Origin of the sequence: Streptomyces diastaticus subsp. diastaticus, assembly GCF_011170125.1 — a bacterium.
GTDB lineage: Bacteria > Actinomycetota > Actinomycetes > Streptomycetales > Streptomycetaceae > Streptomyces > Streptomyces diastaticus.
Genome location: NZ_BLLN01000003.1, coordinates 389,131 through 406,193, shown reverse-complemented (window position 1 = coordinate 406,193; position 17,063 = coordinate 389,131). Strand labels below are relative to the sequence as shown.

The following is a 17,063-nucleotide window of genomic DNA, read 5'->3' as shown; positions in this document are numbered from 1 at the left end:
CTGGCGATTTTAGGTAAGGCTAACCTAAGCTACCTCCCGTCTCTCCGGAACCCTCGGGAGCCGGAACCCCAACAGCACGACAGGACGGTGGACTCGGTGCGTATCCCAGTTCGGACCGGTGCACTGGCGGCGGGACTCGCGCTCGCCCTCACGTCATGCACGGGCCCGGCCGAAGGCGGCGGCCCCGGACGGAAGGCGGACGCCGCCCCGGCCGCCGAGAAGCGGACCGACCGGATCGAACCCCTCGCCGGGCCCGCCCCCGAGCCGAAGCTCCCCGCGGAGGTCCTCTCGGCCGACGGACACACCGTCACGGTCGAGGACACCAGCCGCGTCGTGCCGCTCACCGGCAGCCTCAACGAGATCGTCTTCACCCTCGGCCTCGGCGAGCAGGTCGTCGCCCGCGACGTCACCGCCACCTTCGAACAGGCCGCCGGGCTCCCGGTGGTGACGCGGGCGCACGACGTCTCCGCCGAGAGCGTCCTCTCCCTGAAGCCCACCGTCGTCCTCGCCGACACCACCACCGGGCCCGCCGAGGCCATCGGCCAGATCCGCGACGCCGGCGTCCCGCTCGTCGTCCTCGACCCGCCGAAGGACCTGGACGACATCGGCCCCCGGATCGAGGCCGTGGCCCGGGCGCTCGGCGTGACCGAGGCGGGCGAGGCCCTGGTGGAGCGCACCGGGCAGCGCATCGAGAAGGTCCGCTCCGACGTGCCCGGCCTGCCCGCCGCCGACCGGCCCCGGGTCGCCTTCCTGTACCTGCGTGGTTCGGCCTCCGTCTACCTCCTCGGCGGCCGCGACTCCGGCGCGGGTTCGCTGCTGGAGGCGGCCGGAGCACTGGACGCGGGCAAGGAGTCCGGGCTGCGCAAGGACTTCACCGCCATCACCAGTGAGGCCTTCGCCAAGGCCGCCCCCGACGCGATCCTCGTCATGTCCAAGGGCCTGAAGTCGGTCGACGGCGTCGACGGCCTGGTCAGGATCCCCGGCGTCGCCGAGACGCCCGCCGGGATGGACCGCCGCGTCGTCTCCATCGACGACGGCGTCCTGCTCAACTACGGCCCGCGCACCGACGAGGTCCTCGCCGACCTGGTCGACCAGCTCTACGCGGGACAGGACGGCGCCAAGTGACCACCACCGCGCACCCGTCCGGCTCCTCCCCGGCAGGCGGCAGGCCGCCCGCCGGCCTGACCGGGGACGTCCCGGCCGGCGCCGGCCCCGTCAAGGACACCGGTCCCGCCGGCCGCGCCCGCCGCCTCTCGCTCACCGCCGGCCTCACCCTCGGTCTGGTCGTCGTCCTGGTGCTGCTCTGCCTGCTCTCCGCCGGCACCGGCGCCTACCGCATCCCGGTCGGCGACGTCCTCGGCTCCCTCCAGCACCGCGCCGGCCTCGGCGGGTCGGCACTGGACCGGGTCGGCGAGAGCGTGCTGTGGAACATCCGGCTCCCCCGGGTCGTCCTGGCCCTGCTGGTCGGCGCCTCGCTGGGCTGCGCGGGCGCCCTCATGCAGGGCGTCTTCGGCAACCCGCTGGCCGAACCGGGCGTCATCGGCATCTCCTCGGGCGCCGCCGTCGGCGCCGTCGCCTCCATCGCCCTCGGACTGACCTTCTTCGGCAACTGGACGGTGACGGTCTTCGCCTTCCTCGCCGGACTCGCCACCGTGCTCCTCGTCTACCTCATGTCGCGTTCCGGCGGGCGGACCGAGGTGGTCACCCTGATCCTCACCGGCATCGCGGTCAACGCCTTCGCCGGAGCCCTCATCGGCCTCTTCGTCTTCTTCGCCGACAACGCCCAGGTCAGCCAGATCACCTTCTGGCAGCTCGGCTCGCTGGCCCAGGCCACCTGGCCCAAGGTGCTCGCCGTCCTGCCCTGCGCGCTCGCCGGACTGGCCGTCGCCCCGGTCCACGCCCGCCGGCTGGACCTGCTCGCTCTCGGCGAGCGGCCGGCCCGCCACCTGGGGGTCGACGTGGAACGGCTGCGGATCGTGCTCGTCCTGGTCGTCGCGCTGCTCACCGCCGCCGCCGTGGCGGTCGCCGGGATCATCACCTTCGTCGGGCTGCTCGTCCCGCACCTGCTGCGGATGGCGGCCGGTCCCGGGCACCGCTTCCTGGTACCGGGCAGCGCGCTCGGCGGCGCCCTCGTCCTGGTCGCCGCCGACCTCGCCGCCCGCACCGTGGCCGCCCCCGCCGAACTCCCGCTGGGCGTCCTGACCGCCCTGTTCGGCAGCCCCTTCTTCTTCTGGCTCCTGCGCCGCACCCGGCGCAAGCAGGGAGGCTGGGCATGAGCCTGGTCAGCAGAGTCCTCGGCACCGCGCGCACCGTCCGCGAACTGCCCGCCCCGCCCGCACCCGGCACCGTCCTCGCCCACGCCGACCGCCTGCGCGTCCGCCTCGGGGAACGCACGGTCCTCGACGGCGCCGACCTGACCGTCCGCGCCGGGCAGGTCCTCGCCCTGGTCGGCCCGAACGGCGCGGGCAAGTCCACCCTGCTGGCCGCCCTCGCCGCCGACACCCCGGCCGCCGAGGGCACCGTACGCGTCGCGGGCCGCCCGGCCGGTGAGTGGAGCGCGGCCGAACTGGCCCTGCGCCGGGCGGTGCTGCCGCAGGCGGCCACGCTCTCCTTCCCGTTCCCCGTCGAGGACGTGGTCCGGATGGGGCGCGCCCCCTGGGCCGGGACCGCACGGGAGGACGAGGACGAGGAGGCGGTACGGGCCGCGATGGCCGCCACGGAGGTGGCCGGGTTCGCCGGGCGCCCGTTCTCGGCACTCTCCGGCGGCGAACGCGCCCGCGTCGCCCTCGCCCGGGTCCTCGCCCAGCGTGCCCCGCTGCTGCTGCTCGACGAGCCCACGGCCGCCCTCGACCTGCGCCACCAGGAGCTGGTGCTGCGGATCTGCCGGGAGCGGGCGGCGGCCGGCGACGCCGTCGTGGTCGTCCTGCACGACCTCCAGCTCGCCGCCGCCTACGCGGACCGGGCGGCCGTGCTGCACGGCGGCCGGATCGCGGCCGAGGGGCCGCCCGGCGAGGTCTTCACCGCGGAGCTGATCGGCGAGGTCTACCGTCAGCCCGTCGAGGTCCTCCCGCACCCGGCGGGCGGCACCCCGCTGGTCGTCCCGGTGCGCCGACGCTGACCCTGGCACCGGGATTCCGGGCGCGCTCTCCCACCGAGGGGCGCGCCCGGCCTGTGTGCGCCGGGCGGTCACCGGGCCGATAGGGTTCGGGCCCGGACGTGGAGCAGGGAAGGCGGTCGCAAGGGATGAGCAGGCGGCGGGGGTTGGCGCTGTCGGTGGCGGTTTCGGCACTGGCGCTGGCGGCCAGCGGGTGCGTCACCGTCCACGGCGAGCGGGAGGTCGTACCGGCCACCACGAAGAGCGAGGCGGCCCGGGTTCTGGCGGAGTTCACCGACGCGTACAACGCCGCCGACAAGGCGTACGACCCCGAGCTGAGCGCGGATCACGTGACCGGGGCGCTCGGCGAGATCAACCAGGCCAGTCTGCGGGCCAAGGGGAAGACGACACCGGGCGGCAACCCTCGCCACAACCCGCTGGAACTGGACGACGCCCGCTTCCTGATCCCCGCCAAGGCCGGGTGGCCGCGGTGGTTCGTGGCGGACACCGACAGCAACCGGGACGTGGACGACGACCCCGAACAGGACACCCGCTGGTTCGTCGCCTTCGTCAAGAGCGGACCCGACGCCCGGTGGGAGGCGGCCTACCTCTCCATCCTCACCCCGGACGAGATACCCGAGTTCGCCGAGGACGCGGAGGGACACGCGAAGCCGGTGGAGGCCGACGCCGACGACCTCGCCGTCGCCCCGGCACGGCTCAGCGAGGAGTACGCCGACTTCCTCGGCCGGGGCGGGGAGTCGTTCGCCGACGGCCAGCACACCTCGGACTGGCGGGCGCAGCGCGAGACCAACGCCGACCGGCCCGGGCGCACCACCCAGTGGGTCGACCAGCCGCTGGACAAGGGGGACTTCGCGCCGCTGGCGCTGCGGACCGAGGACGGCGGCGCCATGGTCCTCTTCACCACCCGCCACTTCGAGAAGCAGACGGCCGCGCGGGGTGTGCCGCTGACGGTGCGCCCCGAGGTGCGGGCGCTGCTGAAGGGCGAGATCAAGCGGTCGGTGACCCTGGAGCGGGTCTCCAACCAGGTCGTCACCGTGCCGGCGCGGGATCAGCGGGACTCCGAGAGGCGAGTGGCCTTCCTCAACCGGATCGAGGGGCTGACCGGGGCGGCCGGGCAGTAGCGCACGCGGCGGACCTGGGAGGCCCCGGCGGGAGCCGGCCCCGTTCCGCGGCCGGGCGGGGTCAGCGGCGCGTGGGCCAGGCGGTGGTGGGGTCGTGGGCGTGGGTGTGGCGGGCGCTGGCGTCGGTGAGGCGTTCGAGGAGGGTGAGAGGATCGGGCAGCGGGTGCTCGGGGCCGCGTAGCCAGGTGACGCCGGGGCCCTCGCCCGGGAGGCGCGCCGGAGGGATCAGGACGTAGCTGCCCCGGCAGTGCCAGCGCAGGCCGGGCGAGTCGTCGTCGGTGTCGGGGTGGGCGTCCAGCTCACAGGGCCACCACTCGTCCTCGTCCTCGGGCGTGCCCCTGGTCATGGTGAAGAAGAGCATCCGGCCGTCGCCCGTCTCGGCGACCGGGCCGACCTCGACGCCGGCGACGAGGAGCGCCTCCAGGGCTTCGCGACCCGCCTGGAGGGGGACGTCCAGCACGTCGTGGACCATGCCGGTGGCGGTGATGAAGTTGGCCTCGGGCTGGTGCCGGGCCCAGCGCTCGACCTGACCCCGGTCGGTGGTCGACTGGGTCTGCCAGGCGAAGGAGACCGGGTGGCGGGCGGGCGTCGGACAGCCCACGCGCGCGCACGAGCAGAGATATCCCTCCGGGTGGGCCGCGGGCGCCAGGGGCAGCCCGGCCCCGGCGGCGGCGAGCAGCAGCTCCTCGCGCCGGACGGCCTGGTCGCCCGGGTCCTGTTTCGGCCGGCGGTGCAGCCACTGGGAAATCCTGCTCTGCCCGCCGGTGCGGCGGCCGAACTCCGCGCCCATCAATCCCCTCACCTCGACATCGTGCGCTCCATGGTGCCACTTCCCCGGGGGAAGCAAGGCCGGTGGGACGCCCCGGGGGTACCGGGCACGGAGGCGTAGGGGGCGCACGACGGCGCAGGTCTGGCTCGGGGAGGCGCGCGGGCAGCGCACCTCCGGCGCGCACGCGGGGGCGCCGGACGGAGCGGGCCGGCCCCTCCTCAGCCCTTCCGCAGACCGCCGAGGACCTGGTCGACGAGGGCGTCGGCGTAGGTGTGGTCGAGGGGGCCCGTCCCCAACAGCCAGCGGTAGGTGAGCGGGGCGACCAGCAGGTCGGTGGCGATCGCCACATCGGTCTCCGCGCGGATCTCCCCGTTCTCCCGGGCGGTGGCCAGCCGGGTCGCGTAGAGCCTCAGCCCGGGAGCGAGGGCCTGCTCCAGGAAGCGGGCACCGAGCTGCGGGTTGAGGATGCCCTCGGCGGCGAGCGCGCGGGCGGGGTCGGCGTACGAGGGCTCGTTCAGTTCGTCCACGGTGGCCCGCAGGACCAGCTTCAGGTCCGCGGCGAGGTCGCCGGTGTCGGGGAGGGCGGAGGCGCCCTGGCCGGCCTCGGGGGGAACGGCGGAGCGCTGGACCAGGTCGAGGAAGGCTTCGAGGACGACGTCGCCCTTGGAGGGCCACCACCGGTAGATGGTCTGCTTGCCGACACCGGCCCGGGCGGCGATGGCCTCGATGGTGAGCTTGGCGTACCCGGTCTCGGAGACGAGGGCGAGGGCCGACTCGTAGATCGCGCGGCGGGAGCGGTCGCTGCGGCGGCTGGCGTCGGGGGTCGTGGTGGGGGCGGCCTTCTCAGACATACCCGCCAATGTAGCAGCGGGCACGAACCGCAACGTACCGTCTCGTATCGCCCTTCCGGTCGGGCGGGCCCGGGAGGGCGAGGGGGTGGTTCCGGCGCGTTGGGTACCGAAGGGGACCTTCCGGGCGCAGCATGAGCGTCAGGGGCCGCCGACCGGGCGGGCCCTTCGTCTGAGGAGAGGAGTCCCCTTGCCTCGTCATGCCGCGGCCCGCCGTTACCTGATGTGCCGGCCTCAGTTCTTCACCGTCGCCTACGCGATCAACCCCTGGATGAATCCGGCCAAGCCGGTCGACGTCCCGCTGGCCGTGGCCCAGTGGGAGGTGCTGCGCGACCGCTACCGCGCCTTCGGCCACACCGTGGAGGAGCTGGACCCGCACCCGTCCCTGCCCGACATGGTCTTCGCCGCCAACGGCGCGACCGTGGTGGACGGCCGGGTGCTCGGCGCCCGCTTCGCCCATCCGGAGCGGCAGGCCGAGGCGGCGGCGCACGCCGCCTGGTTCCGCGCCCACGGCTTCGGGGAGCCGGTGGAACCGCTCCACGTCAACGAGGGCGAGGGCGACTTCGCCGTCACCCGCAACTGGCTGCTGGCCGGGCGAGGCTTCCGCACCAGTCCGCTCGCGCACGCCCAGGCGCAGGAGGTACTGGGGCGGCCGGTGATCGGGCTGGACCTCGTCGACCCGCGCTACTACCACCTCGACACCGCGCTGGCCGTCCTGGACGACCGGAGCGACGAGATCATGTACTACCCGGACGCCTTCTCGCCGGGCAGCCGGGCGGTGCTGCGGCGGCTGTTCCCCGACGCGCTGATCGCCGGGGAGCAGGACGCGGCCGTCCTCGGGCTCAACGCCGTCTCCGACGGGGCGCGGGTCTTCCTGCCGCAGGCGGCGCAGGGCCTGTTCGGGCCGTTGCGGGAGCGCGGGTTCGAGCCGGTCGGCGTGGACCTGGGCGAGCTGCTCAAGGGCGGCGGCAGCGTGAAGTGCTGCACGCAGGAGCTGCGGGGCTGACCGGGCGCGGGGCCCCGCCCCCGTCAGGGGGCGGGGTCCTCCCGGGGCGGCCACGGGTCGCCCCACGCCGTGTCGCGGGCGGCCCGGTAGAGCGGGCCCTGCCGCTTGGTGACGTTCTCCCGGCGCAGCTCGCCGGCGTCGCGGCACAGGTCGAGGAGGACCTGCCCCTTGCGGGTCTGCGGCCTGCGGACGACCCGGGCGGCGGCCGGGGCGGGCCGCGGGCGGGTGGCGGCGACGTAGCTGAACTTCTCGTCCTCCCAGGCCAGGGAGGCGCCCTTGACCTGGCGGTGCAGGGAGGAGCGGCTGACCCGGGCGGCGAAGTGGCACCAGTCGGTGCCCTCCTCGATGGGGCAGGCGGCGCTGTGCGGGCAGGGCGCGGCGACGTGGAACCCGGCGGCGATCAGGCGGTCCCGGGCGTCGATGATCCGGCGGTAGCCGTCCGGGGTGCCGGGCTCGACCACGGTGACCGCCTCGGCGGCGCCCGCGGCGGCGTCCACCACGGCGGTGCGGTCGGCCGGGGCCAGCTCGCCGAGTACGTAGGAGACGGTGACCAGGCCGGACGGCGGGACGTCGAGGGCGGCGTCGATGCGCGCCCGGCGCCACCGGGCGGCGCGCAGCGCGGCGGAGGGGGCGCGGGCGGCCAGTTCACGGCCGAGGACGAGGGCGGGTTCGGCCCAGTCGAGCACGGTGACGGGGCGGAGGGCGGCGCCGTCCGGGGCGTCCGCCGCGTCGGGCCAGATGTCCGCGGCGGCCCAGACGGCGGCGCCGGTGCCGCCGCCGATGTCGGTGTGGCTGGTGGGCGTCCAGTCGGGCACGGCGTCGGCGAGGGCGCCGAGGGCGTGCCGGTCGGCCTCGAAGGTGGCGGGCATCCGGTACGCGGCGTAGGCGACCACGTCGGAGCGGTCGCGCAGGACGGGGGCGTCGGTGGGGGTGTCGCCCCGGTAGTTGGCGATGAGCCGCGCGGTGGCCCGGGCGGCCTGCCGGGGCGGGAGCCCGTCGACGAGTTCGGCGAGACCGGCGCGGAGCGCCTCGGCGGGGGCCTGGGGGGAGAGTGGGGCGTGCACCGGGGAAGTCTACGAGGCGGGCCGGGCGCACCGGGCATCCCCCGCTGCCCGGGCCTCGCGGACGGGCGGCCCCCGGGGGAGCCCTCGGAGACCGTCCCGACGCGCGGCCCGGGCGCCCCCTCCGCCGGGCCCGGCCGCTGAGGCGGGGCCCGGACCGCGAGGCGAGGGCTCCGGGCCGGCTGTTCAGGCGCCCGGCCCCGGGGTGCGGGCGGCGCGGGCGAGCAGGGTCGCGGCGGCGGCCCGGGGGGCCGAGTCGGCGGGGCGGCGGCGGGGGTGGACGGTGTTGGCGAGAAGGACGAGGAAGGTGTCGGTGGCCCGGTCGATGACCAGGGAGGTGCCGGTGAAACCGGTGTGCCCGGCGGCGCCGCGCCCGGCGAGGCCGCCCATGAACCAGGGCTGGTCGATGCCGAAGCCGAGGCCGAGGCGGAGCATCAGGTCGACGTAGTCGGGGCCGAGGATGCGGGCCTGCCCGTGGGCGCCGCCCGCGAGGAGGGTGCGGGCGAAGACCGCGAGGTCGCCGGCGGTGGCGAAGAGCCCGGCGTGGCCGGCGACGCCGCCGAGCGCCCAGGCGTTCTCGTCGTGGACGGTGCCGCGCACCATGCCCCGGTCGGCCTTGGCCCAGGGCAGCCGCTGGTCCTCGGTGGCGGCGGCCTCGGGGCGCGGACCGAAGGAGGTGGCGGTCATACCGAGCGGGCGGGTGATGCCGTCGTGGATGAGCCGGTCCAGACCGCGACCGGTGAGGCGTTCCAGGACGAGCTGGACGAGGAGGAGGTTGAGGTCGGAGTAGCGCGGCGGGCCGCCGGGCGCCACGAGCGGCTTCTCGTGGCGGAGCGCGTCGAGCCGCGCGGCACGGTCCGGCAGTGCGTGGAGCGGCAGTTCGGGGCGGAGGCCCGAGGTGTGGGTGAGCAGGTGGCGCACGGTGAGCCCGGCGTCGGCGGCGGCGGTCAGCTCGGGGACGTACGCGGCGACGCGGGCGTCGACGCCGAGGGTGCCGCGTTCCATCTGCTGGACGGCGGCGACGGTGGTGAAGAGTTTGGTGAGGGAGGCGAGGTCGAAGGGGGTGTCGGGGGTGGCGGCGACCCGCTGCTCCTCGGGCAGTTCGCGGGGCGCGTCGGCCTCGGTGTCCCACCCCTCGTACCGTACGGCCCAGCCGACGGCCTCCTCGACGGCGAGGTACGGGCCACGGCCCGCGACCACGACGGCCCCGGCGCACCAGGGGCGGCGGCCTTTCGGCAGGCGGCGGACGCCCCGGACCAGGGTGCGCAGCTCGCGGGCGTCGAGCCCGGCTCTCTCAGGGGTGCCGGGGCGCAGGCGGGGGGCGCTCAGCTGTCCGCTCCTCCCGTGTGCGGCGCACCGGCCGGGATGCGGCGGGGCCGGGCGAGAAGGGCCCAGCAGGCGGCGGCGAGCAGGGCGCAGCTCAGCTGGAGGACGGCCATGGGGACGGCGGTGTGCTCGCCCGCGACGCCGACCAGCGGGGAGGCGACGGCCCCGACCAGGAACGAGGAGGTGCCGAGGAGGGCGGAGGCGGAGCCGGCCGCGTTGCGGGTGCGCATCAGGGCGAGGGTGGTGGTGTTGGGGGTGACCAGGCCGAGCGCGGAGACCAGGACGAAGAGTCCGGCGGCCACCGGGACGAGCCCGACCTCCCCGAAGACGCCGAGGGTCATCAGGAGGAGGGCGAGGGCGGCGGTGGTCATCAGGGTGAGGCCGAGGGCGAGGACCTTGTCGAGGCTGACGCGGCCGACGAGGACCTTGCCGTTGAGCTGCCCGGCGCCCACCAGGCCGACCGAGTTGAGGCCGAAGAGCAGGCTGAAGGTCTGCGGGGAGGCACCGTAGATCTCCTGCACCACGAAGGGGGAGGCCGAGATGTAAGCGAAGAGGGCGGCCGAGGCGAAGCCGGCGGCGAGCAGGTAGCCGGTGAAGGGGCGGTCGGCGAGCAGGCCGCGCATGGTGGTGAGGGTGGCGCGGAAACCGCCGGAGTGCCGGTCCTCGGGGGCGAGGGTCTCCGGCAGCACCCGGTGGACGAGGAGGAGCAGGCCGAGGCCGATCACGGTGAGCACGCCGAAGACACCGCGCCAGTCGGTGACCCGCAGGAGCTGGCCGCCGATGAGCGGGGCGACGATGGGGGCGGCGCCGGAGATCAGCATGAGGGTGGAGAAGAAGCGGGCCATGGCGAGGCCGTCGTAGAGGTCGCGGACGACGGCGCGGGCGATGACGATGCCGGCCGCCCCGGCCAGTCCCTGGACCAGCCGGAAGACGACCAGCAGCGCGGCGTTCGGGGCGACGACGCACAGGGCGGTGGCGAGGACGTAGAGGACGAGGCCGGCCAGGAGCGGGCGGCGGCGGCCCCACTTGTCGCTCATCGGGCCGACCACGAGCTGGCCGAGCGCCATCCCGGCGAGGCAGGCGGTGAGGGTGAGCTGGACGGTGGCGGCGGAGGCACCGTAGCTGGTGGTGACCGCGGGCAGCGCCGGGAGGTACATGTCCATGGAGAGCGGCGGTACGGCGGTGAGCCCGCCGAGGACCAGGGTCACCAGGAGGCCGGTGCGGCGCAGGGCGGGCGTGGGCCCGGGCGGGGCGGTGGCCGGTCCGCGCGGCGGCGGGACGGCCCCGGTGGGCGTCGGCGTGGGGGCGGTCGGGGGGCGCTGTTCCCCGTGGGTGGTCGGGCCGCCGTCCGGCATGCTGCCTCTCCTGTGCTGGTTCCGCGGACCGGGCCTGTGCCAGGCGGTCGCGGTCGTCCGCTCGTTCGGTCGTTCGGGCTCCTTATGCTCTCAGCTCGGCGAGGATGGTCGAGACCTTTTCGGCCGGGCCTGGCCGGAGGCGGTACGGCACCGGGCGGCGTTGTCCGGAACCGTCCGCCGCAGGGCGACTGGGCGGCGCCGTGGCGGGCGCCTGACGCGAGGGGTGGGCATGGCGAGGACGACGGTGGTGGAGGGCTCGGCGCCGGTGCGGTGGGGGGTGCTGTCGACCGGGGCGATGGCGGCGGCGTTCACCGAGGACCTGCGGCGGCTGCCGGACGCCGAGGTGGTCGCGGTCGCCTCGCGCTCGCCCGCGTCGGCCCGGAGGTTCGCGGACCGCTTCGGGATACCCCGGGCGCACGGGAGCTGGGCGGAGTTCGCCGCCGACGCCGGGGTGGACGTGGTCTACGTGGCCACGCCGCACAGCGAGCACCGGCGGGCGGCCGGGCTGTGCCTGGAGGCGGGCCGGGCGGTGCTGTGCGAGAAGCCGCTGGCGCTCAGCGCCCGGCAGGCCGGGGAGCTGGTGGCGCTCGCCCGGCAGGGGGACGTCTTCCTGATGGAGGGCATGTGGATGTGGTGCAACCCGCTGGTCCGGCGGCTGGCGGCGCTGGTCGCCGACGGCGCGGTCGGCGAGGTGCGGACGGTCACCGCGGACTTCGGGCTGCCCGGCCCGTTCCCGCCCGGCCACCGCCTCCTCGACCCGGCGCGCGGCGGCGGCGCCCTGCTGGACCTCGGCGTCTACCCGGTGGCGTTCGCCCAGTTGCTGCTGGGCGAACCGGAGCGGGTCGCGGCGCGCGCCACGCTCTCCGCCGAGGGCGTCGACACCCACACGTCGATGCTGCTGGAGTGGGGCGGCGGCGCGCACGGGCTGCTGCACTGCTCGGTGACGGCGGACACGCCGAGGGCCGCCTCGGTGGCGGGGACGGGCGGCTGGATCGAGGTGCCGGGCAGCTTCTTCCGCCCGGACCGCTTCGTGCTGCACCGCCCGGGCCGCGAACCGGAGGTGTTCCGCAGCGCGGGCGGCACGGACGACACCTGGGCCCCGCAGGCGGCCGAGGTGATGCGCTGCCTGCGGGCCGGTGAGCGCGAGTCGCCGCTGGTGCCGCTGGAGGCGACGCTCGGGGTGCTGCGGACGGTGGACGCGGCCCGGGCGGAGGCCGGGGTGCGCTACCCGGGCGAGTAGGCCCGCCGTCGTTCCCCGCGGCCGGTCGGCCGTCCCCCGGTTGCCCGCTGCTGATGCGCGGGGGCGGCGCGCGGCCTACCGTCGGGCCGCGTGGGGCGCGCGTCCGGCCGCCCCCTGCCCGCAGGAGGAGCACCGTGGCACTGCATCAGGTGGGCCGGCCGGCCCCCGGGGGAGAGCCGGCCCCGCAGGGCGCCCCCGACACCTCCGTCGAGGACGTGTACGCCACGAGGCTGAGCCGGCGGGCGCTGCCGAAGCGACGCGTCCCGGAGCGGGAGGCCGACCCGGTGGCGGTGCTGGCGCTGATCCGCGACGAGCTGGCGATGGACGGCAACTCCTCGCAGAACCTGGCGACGTTCTGCACCACCTGGGCGGAGCCGGAGGTCCACGCGCTGATGGACGCGTGCCTGGACAAGAACATGATCGACAAGGACGAGTACCCGCAGACCGCCGCCATCGAGGAGCGGTGCGTGCGGATGCTGGCCGACCTGTGGCACAGCCCGTCCGGCGGGGCGGCCATGGGCTGCTCCACCACCGGGTCGAGCGAGGCGGCGATGCTCGGCGGGCTGGCGCTCAAGTGGCGGTGGCGCAAGGCGCGTGAGGCGGCGGGCAGGCCCGCGGACCGGCCCAACCTGGTCTGCGGCCCGGTCCAGGTCTGCTGGGAGAAGTTCGCCCGCTACTTCGACGTGGAACTGCGCCAGGTCCCGCTGGAGGAGGGGGCGACGGGGCTGCGCCCGCATCAGCTGCGGGCCCACGTGGACGAGAACACCATCGGCGTGGTGGCGATCCTCGGCGTCACCTACACCTGCGACTACGAGCCGGTGGCGGAGCTGGCCGCCGAACTCGACGCGGTGCAGCGTGACACGGGTCTCGACGTGCCGCTGCACGTGGACGCCGCGAGCGGGGGGTTCGTCGCGCCGTTCGTCCACCCGGACGTGGTGTGGGACTTCCGGCTGGAGCGGGTCGCCTCGATCAACGCCTCCGGCCACAAGTACGGCATGGCGCCGCTCGGCGTGGGCTGGGTGGTGTGGCGCCACCGCGACCTGCTCCCCGAGGAACTGGTCTTCGACGTGGACTACCTCGGCGGGAGGATGCCGACCTTCGCGCTGAACTTCTCCCGGCCCGGCGGCGAGGTCGTCGCCCAGTACTACAACCTGCTCCGGCTGGGCCGCGAGGGGTACCGGGCCGTCCTCGACTCCTGCGGCCGCACCGCCCGCGCCCTCGCCGAGAAGGTGGCGGCGCTGGGGCCGTTCACCCTGCTGTACGACGGCCAGGGCGCGCTGCCCGCCGTCTCCTGGACGCTGACCGACCCCGAGGGTGCCGGGTTCACCCTGTACGACCTGACCGAGCTGCTGCGGCTGCGCGGGTGGCAGGTGCCCGCCTATCCGCTGCCCGCCGACCGTCAGGAGACCGTGGTGCAGCGGGTCCTGATCCGGCACGGGATCGGCTACGACAAGATCATGCTGCTCGCCGACGACCTGCGGGACGCGGTCCACCGCCTGAGCGGCGGCGACCGGCGCGCGTCGCAGCAGCCGGGCTTCCACCACTGAGCCGACGGCGGCGGGCCCGGGCCCCTCCCGCGGTCTCGTCGACACGGTGCGCGCGGGCCCCGAAGGTTTCGGTGACCGGCGCGCTCTCCCGCGCCGGACGGAACGGGGGGATCACGTGACACCGGTGAACCAGCACGGCGACGACGGCTCCGAGCCGCGGGACGCCGCGGAACGAGCGGCACGGCCGGCCCGGCGGGCCGACGGCCCCCCGGACCCGCGCTCGGTGCTTCACGGGGCGCCGCCCCCGCCGCCCCGGCCTGCTCCCCCGCCCCGCCCCGGCCTGTCTCCCCTCCCCCGCCCCCGGCCGCACCGCCGCCGCCCGCCGGGGCGTGGCCCCCGGGCACGGCCTGGCCCCCGCCGGGCCCCGTTCCGCCGCCTCCGCCCGGCCCGCCGCCGGGGCCGCCGGACGTCCTGCGTGCGGTCGGCGCGGGGGTCCTGAACCTCAGCGGGCTGGGCCTGGGGCACCTGGCGCTGCGTCAGTGGCCGCTGGCCGCCGTCTGTGTGGCGGCGACGGCGGGGCTGGCTTTCACCGCCCTGCCGCCCGGTCCCGAGGGAGTGCCGGGCGCGCTGGTCGCGGCGTGGGCGGCGGTCCCGGTGCTGGCCACCGCCGACGCGGCGCGCCGCGCGCTGCGCCGGCCGCTGCCCGGATGGCCCCGCCCGGCGCTGGCGCCGGGGCTCGGCCTGGTGCTGCCGGCGGTCCCGGCGGGCGGCGCGGTGGCCTACGAGAGGGCCCGGGACGAGGCGGTGGAGGAGATGCTGCTGGAGCGGCTGGCCAGGACCGACGCACTGGCCGAACGGGCCGCCGGGTGCCGGGCGGCCCCGGGCCGTACCGCTCTACGCTGCGGCCCATGACTGACGCACAGCAGAACGCAGAGCCGCGCCGGACCGCCGTGGTGACGGGCGGCGGCTCCGGCATCGGCCGGGCCGTCGCCCTGGAACTCCTCTCCCAGGGCTGGTCGGTGGTGCTGGCGGGGCGCCACCGGGCACGGCTGGAGGAGACCGCACGGCTGGCCGGCGAGGCGGCGGGGCGGGCTCTGGTGGCGCCGACCGACGTGACCCGGCCCGAGGAGGTGCACGCGCTCTTCGCCGCCGCCTCGGTGCGGTTCGGCGCGCTGGGCCTGCTCTTCAACAACGCGGGCCTCTTCGGCGGCGGGGGCGTCCCGGTGGAGGAGCTGGCGTACGAGACGTGGCGCGAGGTGGTCGAGGTGAACCTCAACGGCGCCTTCCTCTGCGCCCAGGCCGCCTTCCGGCACTTCAAGGAGCAGCGGCCGCAGGGCGGGCGGATCATCAACAACGGCTCGGTCTCCGCGCACGCCCCGCGCCCGCACTCGATCGCCTACACCGCCACCAAGCACGCGATGACCGGCCTGACCAAGTCCCTTTCGCTGGACGGGCGTCCGTACCGGATCGCCTGCGGACAGATCAACATCGGCAACGCGGCCACCGAGATGACCGACCGGATGCGGACCGGAATCCTCCAGGCGGACGGGGCGGTGCGGCCCGAGCCGGTGATGGACGTGGCCGACGTCGCACGGACCGTACGCCACATGGCGGAGCTGCCGCTCGACGCCAACGTGCAGTTCGCCACGGTGATGGCGAGCGGGATGCCGTACATCGGGCGGGGCTGATCCGCGCGGGGGCCCGGCACGGCGCGGGCCCCCGGTCGCCCACACAAGCGGAATGCGTCATGCCAGGGACAAGCGCGCCTCGACCGGCTCTATGCTCAGGCTCCTTCACGAGAACTTCACGTACGGAGCACACCATGCGCATACGTCCGACCGCCGCCTGGGCCCTGGTCACCGCGACCGCCCTCACCGCGCCCCTCCTCGCGGCGGTCCCGGCCGCCGCCGCCCACCAGGGCGGCCTCCACCTCGCCAAGATCCAGTACGACAGCCCGGGCAAGGACACCCGGTCCAACAGCTCGCTGAACGCCGAATGGGTCAACATCCACAACAGCACCCGCTCCCCGATCCAGCTCAAGGGCTACAAGCTGAAGGACGACACCGGCTACACGTACACCTTCGGCAGCTACCGGATCGGCGCGGGCAAGACCGTCAAGGTCCGCACCGGCAGCGGCAGGAACGCCCCGGGCACCGTGTACTGGAACCGCAAGAGCTACGTGTGGAACAACGACGGCGACAAGGCCCGCCTCATCAAGCCCACCGGCTCCCTCCTCGACTCCTGCTCGTGGACGAAGAAGGACAAGGGCACCAAGAACTGCCACTGAGCCGGTGCGCGGCCGGGCGGGGCCGCTCCGGCGCTGCCCCGCCCGGACCGGGAATAGCTCCCCGGGGGCCCCGGTTGGCACCGCCATGAGCCTCGCCGACCACCCGGCCCCAGCCGACCCCGAGCCCCCGGTCCTGCGGTACGCCGCCTTCACCCGCGACCCGGCCGGGGGCAACCCCGCCGGAGTCGTCCTGGACGCCGCCGGGCTGGACGAGGCCACGATGCTGGCCGTCGCCGCCCGCCTCGGCTACAGCGAGACGGCCTTCCTCACCCCGCCGCCCCCCGGCAGCACGGCCGCCGGGGGCGTCCGCGCCTATCGCGCCCGGTACTTCAGCCCGCGCGCCGAGGTGCCCTTCTGCGGTCACGCCACCGTGGCCACCGCCGTCGCCCTCGGCGAGCGGTACGGCGCCGGCGAGTACCTCTTCCACACCCAGGCGGGCCCGGTCCCGGTCACCGTCGACGAGCGGGACGGCACGCTGCGGGCCACCCTCACCGGCGTCGCCCCGCACACCGAGGAGTTCGCCGAGGCCGACCTCGCCGAGGCGCTGGCCGCCCTCGGCTGGGAGCGCGCCGAACTCGACCCGGCCCTCGCCCCCCGCGTCGCCTACGCCGGCGCCCGCCACCTGGTGCTGGCCGCCGCCACCCGCGACCGCCTGGCCCGCCTCGCCTACGACTTCGACCGGCTGCGCGCGCTGATGGAGCGCACCGGCCTGACCACGGTCCACCTGGTGTGGCGCGACGCGGCCGACCCGCTGGTCTTCCACGTCCGCGACCCGTTCCCGGTCGGCGGCGTGGTGGAGGACCCGGCGACCGGCGCCGCCGCCCTCGCCTTCGGCGCCTACGCCCGCGAGGCCGGGCTCGTCCCCGACGGTGCCGAACTCACCCTGCGCCAGGGCGAGGACATGGGCCGCCCCGGCGTCCTGACCGTCACCCTGGTCCCGGGCGATCCGCGCGTCCGCGTCACGGGCGCGGGCGTCCCGCTGCCGGAACCGGCCGCCTGACGCGGCGGGGCGTGGCAGGGTCCGCCCATGGACGCACACCTCACGGGCACCCCCGGCCCGGACCCCCGCCCCTCCCCCGCTCCGGCCGGACCATGGGACCGAGTCGAGGCGTTGTACGCCTGGCTGGAGGAGCACAACCGCCGGCCGCCCGGAGAGGCGCTGCTGCTGCGGATGCTGAAGCTCGCCGAGGAGACGGGCGAGGTGGCGCAGGCCGTCATCGGCGCGGTCGGGCAGAACCCGCGCAAGGGCGTCAGTCACGACTGGGACGACGTCCGGGCCGAGTTGTGCGACGTGATCGTGACGGCGATGGTGGCGCTGCGCACCCTCTCCCCCGACGCCCGGACGGTCCTTGCCGACCACCTCGCCCGGACCGTCGACCGGACGGCCGTCCCGCCGGGCCCCGGCGCCGCGGACCCGCCCGGCGGAAAATGAGCGACGGCGTCCACCC

17 protein-coding genes are annotated in these 17,063 nt (G+C 75.9%); 12 read left to right on the top strand and 5 right to left on the bottom strand.

The genetic code is table 11. The features are described 5' to 3' along the window. Positions 1–87 precede the first annotated feature (87 nt). The 4 genes from Sdia_RS10245 (at position 88) to Sdia_RS10230 (ending at position 4,236) form a co-directional block, all read left to right on the top strand. Positions 88–1,125, top strand: a complete 1,038-nt coding sequence (locus Sdia_RS10245; protein ID WP_189499949.1) for a heme/hemin ABC transporter substrate-binding protein — start codon at positions 88–90, stop codon at positions 1,123–1,125. Positions 1,126–1,181: 56 nt separating this feature from the next. Beyond that, the gene (locus Sdia_RS10240) at positions 1,182–2,276 is read left to right on the top strand and encodes a FecCD family ABC transporter permease (protein ID WP_229830624.1); all 1,095 of its coding nucleotides are present in this window, start codon (positions 1,182–1,184) and stop codon (positions 2,274–2,276) included. Further along, positions 2,273–3,118, top strand: a complete 846-nt coding sequence (locus Sdia_RS10235) for a heme ABC transporter ATP-binding protein (protein WP_100452939.1) — start codon at positions 2,273–2,275, stop codon at positions 3,116–3,118. Before Sdia_RS10240 ends, Sdia_RS10235 begins: the two co-directional genes overlap by 4 nt. Before the next feature lie 125 nt (positions 3,119–3,243). Beyond that, positions 3,244–4,236: an SCO2278 family lipoprotein gene (locus Sdia_RS10230; RefSeq protein ID WP_463314983.1), complete on the top strand. Its 993-nt coding sequence runs from the start codon at positions 3,244–3,246 to the stop codon at positions 4,234–4,236. A gap of 61 nt (positions 4,237–4,297) precedes the next feature. Here the strand turns inward: Sdia_RS10230 and Sdia_RS10225 are convergent, their stop codons facing one another. Both Sdia_RS10225 and Sdia_RS10220 read right to left on the bottom strand, forming a co-directional pair. Continuing rightward, the gene (locus tag Sdia_RS10225) at positions 4,298–5,026 is read right to left on the bottom strand and encodes a bifunctional DNA primase/polymerase (RefSeq protein WP_124287649.1); all 729 of its coding nucleotides are present in this window, start codon (positions 5,024–5,026) and stop codon (positions 4,298–4,300) included. 197 nt (positions 5,027–5,223) lie between these two features. Then, entirely contained in the window at positions 5,224–5,856 is a 633-nt protein-coding gene (locus Sdia_RS10220) for a TetR/AcrR family transcriptional regulator (protein ID WP_100452936.1), read from the bottom strand. Positions 5,857–6,043: 187 nt separating this feature from the next. Here Sdia_RS10220 and ddaH point away from each other — a divergent pair, with 187 nt between their 5' ends. Next, the gene (gene ddaH, locus Sdia_RS10215; protein WP_100452935.1) at positions 6,044–6,859 is read left to right on the top strand and encodes a dimethylargininase; all 816 of its coding nucleotides are present in this window, start codon (positions 6,044–6,046) and stop codon (positions 6,857–6,859) included. A 23-nt stretch (positions 6,860–6,882) separates the two neighbouring features. Here ddaH and Sdia_RS10210 read toward each other — a convergent pair whose 3' ends face one another. The 3 genes from Sdia_RS10210 to Sdia_RS10200 form a co-directional block, all read right to left on the bottom strand. Further along, on the bottom strand, positions 6,883–7,923 hold the full coding sequence (locus Sdia_RS10210) for a small ribosomal subunit Rsm22 family protein (RefSeq protein ID WP_100452934.1): 1,041 nt from the start codon (positions 7,921–7,923) through the stop codon (positions 6,883–6,885). A 183-nt stretch (positions 7,924–8,106) separates the two neighbouring features. Further along, positions 8,107–9,120, bottom strand: a complete 1,014-nt coding sequence (locus tag Sdia_RS10205) for a serine hydrolase domain-containing protein (RefSeq protein WP_100452933.1) — start codon at positions 9,118–9,120, stop codon at positions 8,107–8,109. A 125-nt stretch (positions 9,121–9,245) separates the two neighbouring features. Then, positions 9,246–10,601: a multidrug effflux MFS transporter gene (locus tag Sdia_RS10200; protein ID WP_164381951.1), complete on the bottom strand. Its 1,356-nt coding sequence runs from the start codon at positions 10,599–10,601 to the stop codon at positions 9,246–9,248. Positions 10,602–10,830: 229 nt separating this feature from the next. Here Sdia_RS10200 and Sdia_RS10195 point away from each other — a divergent pair, with 229 nt between their 5' ends. The 7 genes from Sdia_RS10195 to Sdia_RS10165 all read left to right on the top strand — a co-directional run bounded on the left by Sdia_RS10195 (position 10,831) and on the right by Sdia_RS10165 (position 17,047). Further along, a complete protein-coding gene (locus Sdia_RS10195; RefSeq protein ID WP_185392944.1) occupies positions 10,831–11,841 on the top strand; it encodes a Gfo/Idh/MocA family protein in 1,011 nt (336 codons plus the stop codon). A gap of 134 nt (positions 11,842–11,975) precedes the next feature. Beyond that, positions 11,976–13,388 (top strand): glutamate decarboxylase, encoded by a 1,413-nt coding sequence (gene gad, locus Sdia_RS10190; RefSeq protein ID WP_189399707.1) that lies wholly within the window; start codon positions 11,976–11,978, stop codon positions 13,386–13,388. Positions 13,389–13,889: 501 nt separating this feature from the next. Beyond that, positions 13,890–14,240 carry a hypothetical protein gene (locus Sdia_RS30030; protein WP_229830533.1) on the top strand — a complete coding sequence of 117 codons (351 nt, stop codon included), beginning with the start codon at positions 13,890–13,892 and terminating at the stop codon, positions 14,238–14,240. Beyond that, positions 14,237–15,016 (top strand): SDR family oxidoreductase, encoded by a 780-nt coding sequence (locus Sdia_RS10180; RefSeq protein WP_189499948.1) that lies wholly within the window; start codon positions 14,237–14,239, stop codon positions 15,014–15,016. Before Sdia_RS30030 ends, Sdia_RS10180 begins: the two co-directional genes overlap by 4 nt. A gap of 134 nt (positions 15,017–15,150) precedes the next feature. Then, positions 15,151–15,615 carry a lamin tail domain-containing protein gene (locus Sdia_RS10175; protein WP_100452930.1) on the top strand — a complete coding sequence of 155 codons (465 nt, stop codon included), beginning with the start codon at positions 15,151–15,153 and terminating at the stop codon, positions 15,613–15,615. Positions 15,616–15,700: 85 nt separating this feature from the next. Further along, positions 15,701–16,615 carry a PhzF family phenazine biosynthesis protein gene (locus Sdia_RS10170; protein ID WP_100452929.1) on the top strand — a complete coding sequence of 305 codons (915 nt, stop codon included), beginning with the start codon at positions 15,701–15,703 and terminating at the stop codon, positions 16,613–16,615. Between the two features lie 27 nt (positions 16,616–16,642). Beyond that, positions 16,643–17,047 carry a MazG-like family protein gene (locus tag Sdia_RS10165; protein WP_100452928.1) on the top strand — a complete coding sequence of 135 codons (405 nt, stop codon included), beginning with the start codon at positions 16,643–16,645 and terminating at the stop codon, positions 17,045–17,047. Positions 17,048–17,063: the final 16 nt, after the last annotated feature.

Excerpts from the sequence above, each read along its gene's own strand:
- Sdia_RS10175 (WP_100452930.1), top strand. The coding sequence starts at position 15,151 with ATGCGCATACGTCCGACCGCCGCCTGGGCCCTGGTCACCGCGACCGCC.
- Sdia_RS10235 (WP_100452939.1), top strand. The coding sequence starts at position 2,273 with ATGAGCCTGGTCAGCAGAGTCCTCGGCACCGCGCGCACCGTCCGCGAA.
- Sdia_RS10200 (WP_164381951.1), bottom strand. The coding sequence starts at position 10,601 with ATGCCGGACGGCGGCCCGACCACCCACGGGGAACAGCGCCCCCCGACC.
- Sdia_RS10220 (WP_100452936.1), bottom strand. The coding sequence starts at position 5,856 with ATGTCTGAGAAGGCCGCCCCCACCACGACCCCCGACGCCAGCCGCCGC.
- Sdia_RS10230 (WP_463314983.1), top strand. The coding sequence starts at position 3,244 with ATGAGCAGGCGGCGGGGGTTGGCGCTGTCGGTGGCGGTTTCGGCACTG.
- Sdia_RS10180 (WP_189499948.1), top strand. The coding sequence starts at position 14,237 with ATGACTGACGCACAGCAGAACGCAGAGCCGCGCCGGACCGCCGTGGTG.
- Sdia_RS10170 (WP_100452929.1), top strand. The coding sequence starts at position 15,701 with ATGAGCCTCGCCGACCACCCGGCCCCAGCCGACCCCGAGCCCCCGGTC.
- Sdia_RS10195 (WP_185392944.1), top strand. The coding sequence starts at position 10,831 with ATGGCGAGGACGACGGTGGTGGAGGGCTCGGCGCCGGTGCGGTGGGGG.
- Sdia_RS10165 (WP_100452928.1), top strand. The coding sequence starts at position 16,643 with ATGGACGCACACCTCACGGGCACCCCCGGCCCGGACCCCCGCCCCTCC.
- Sdia_RS10225 (WP_124287649.1), bottom strand. The coding sequence starts at position 5,026 with ATGGGCGCGGAGTTCGGCCGCCGCACCGGCGGGCAGAGCAGGATTTCC.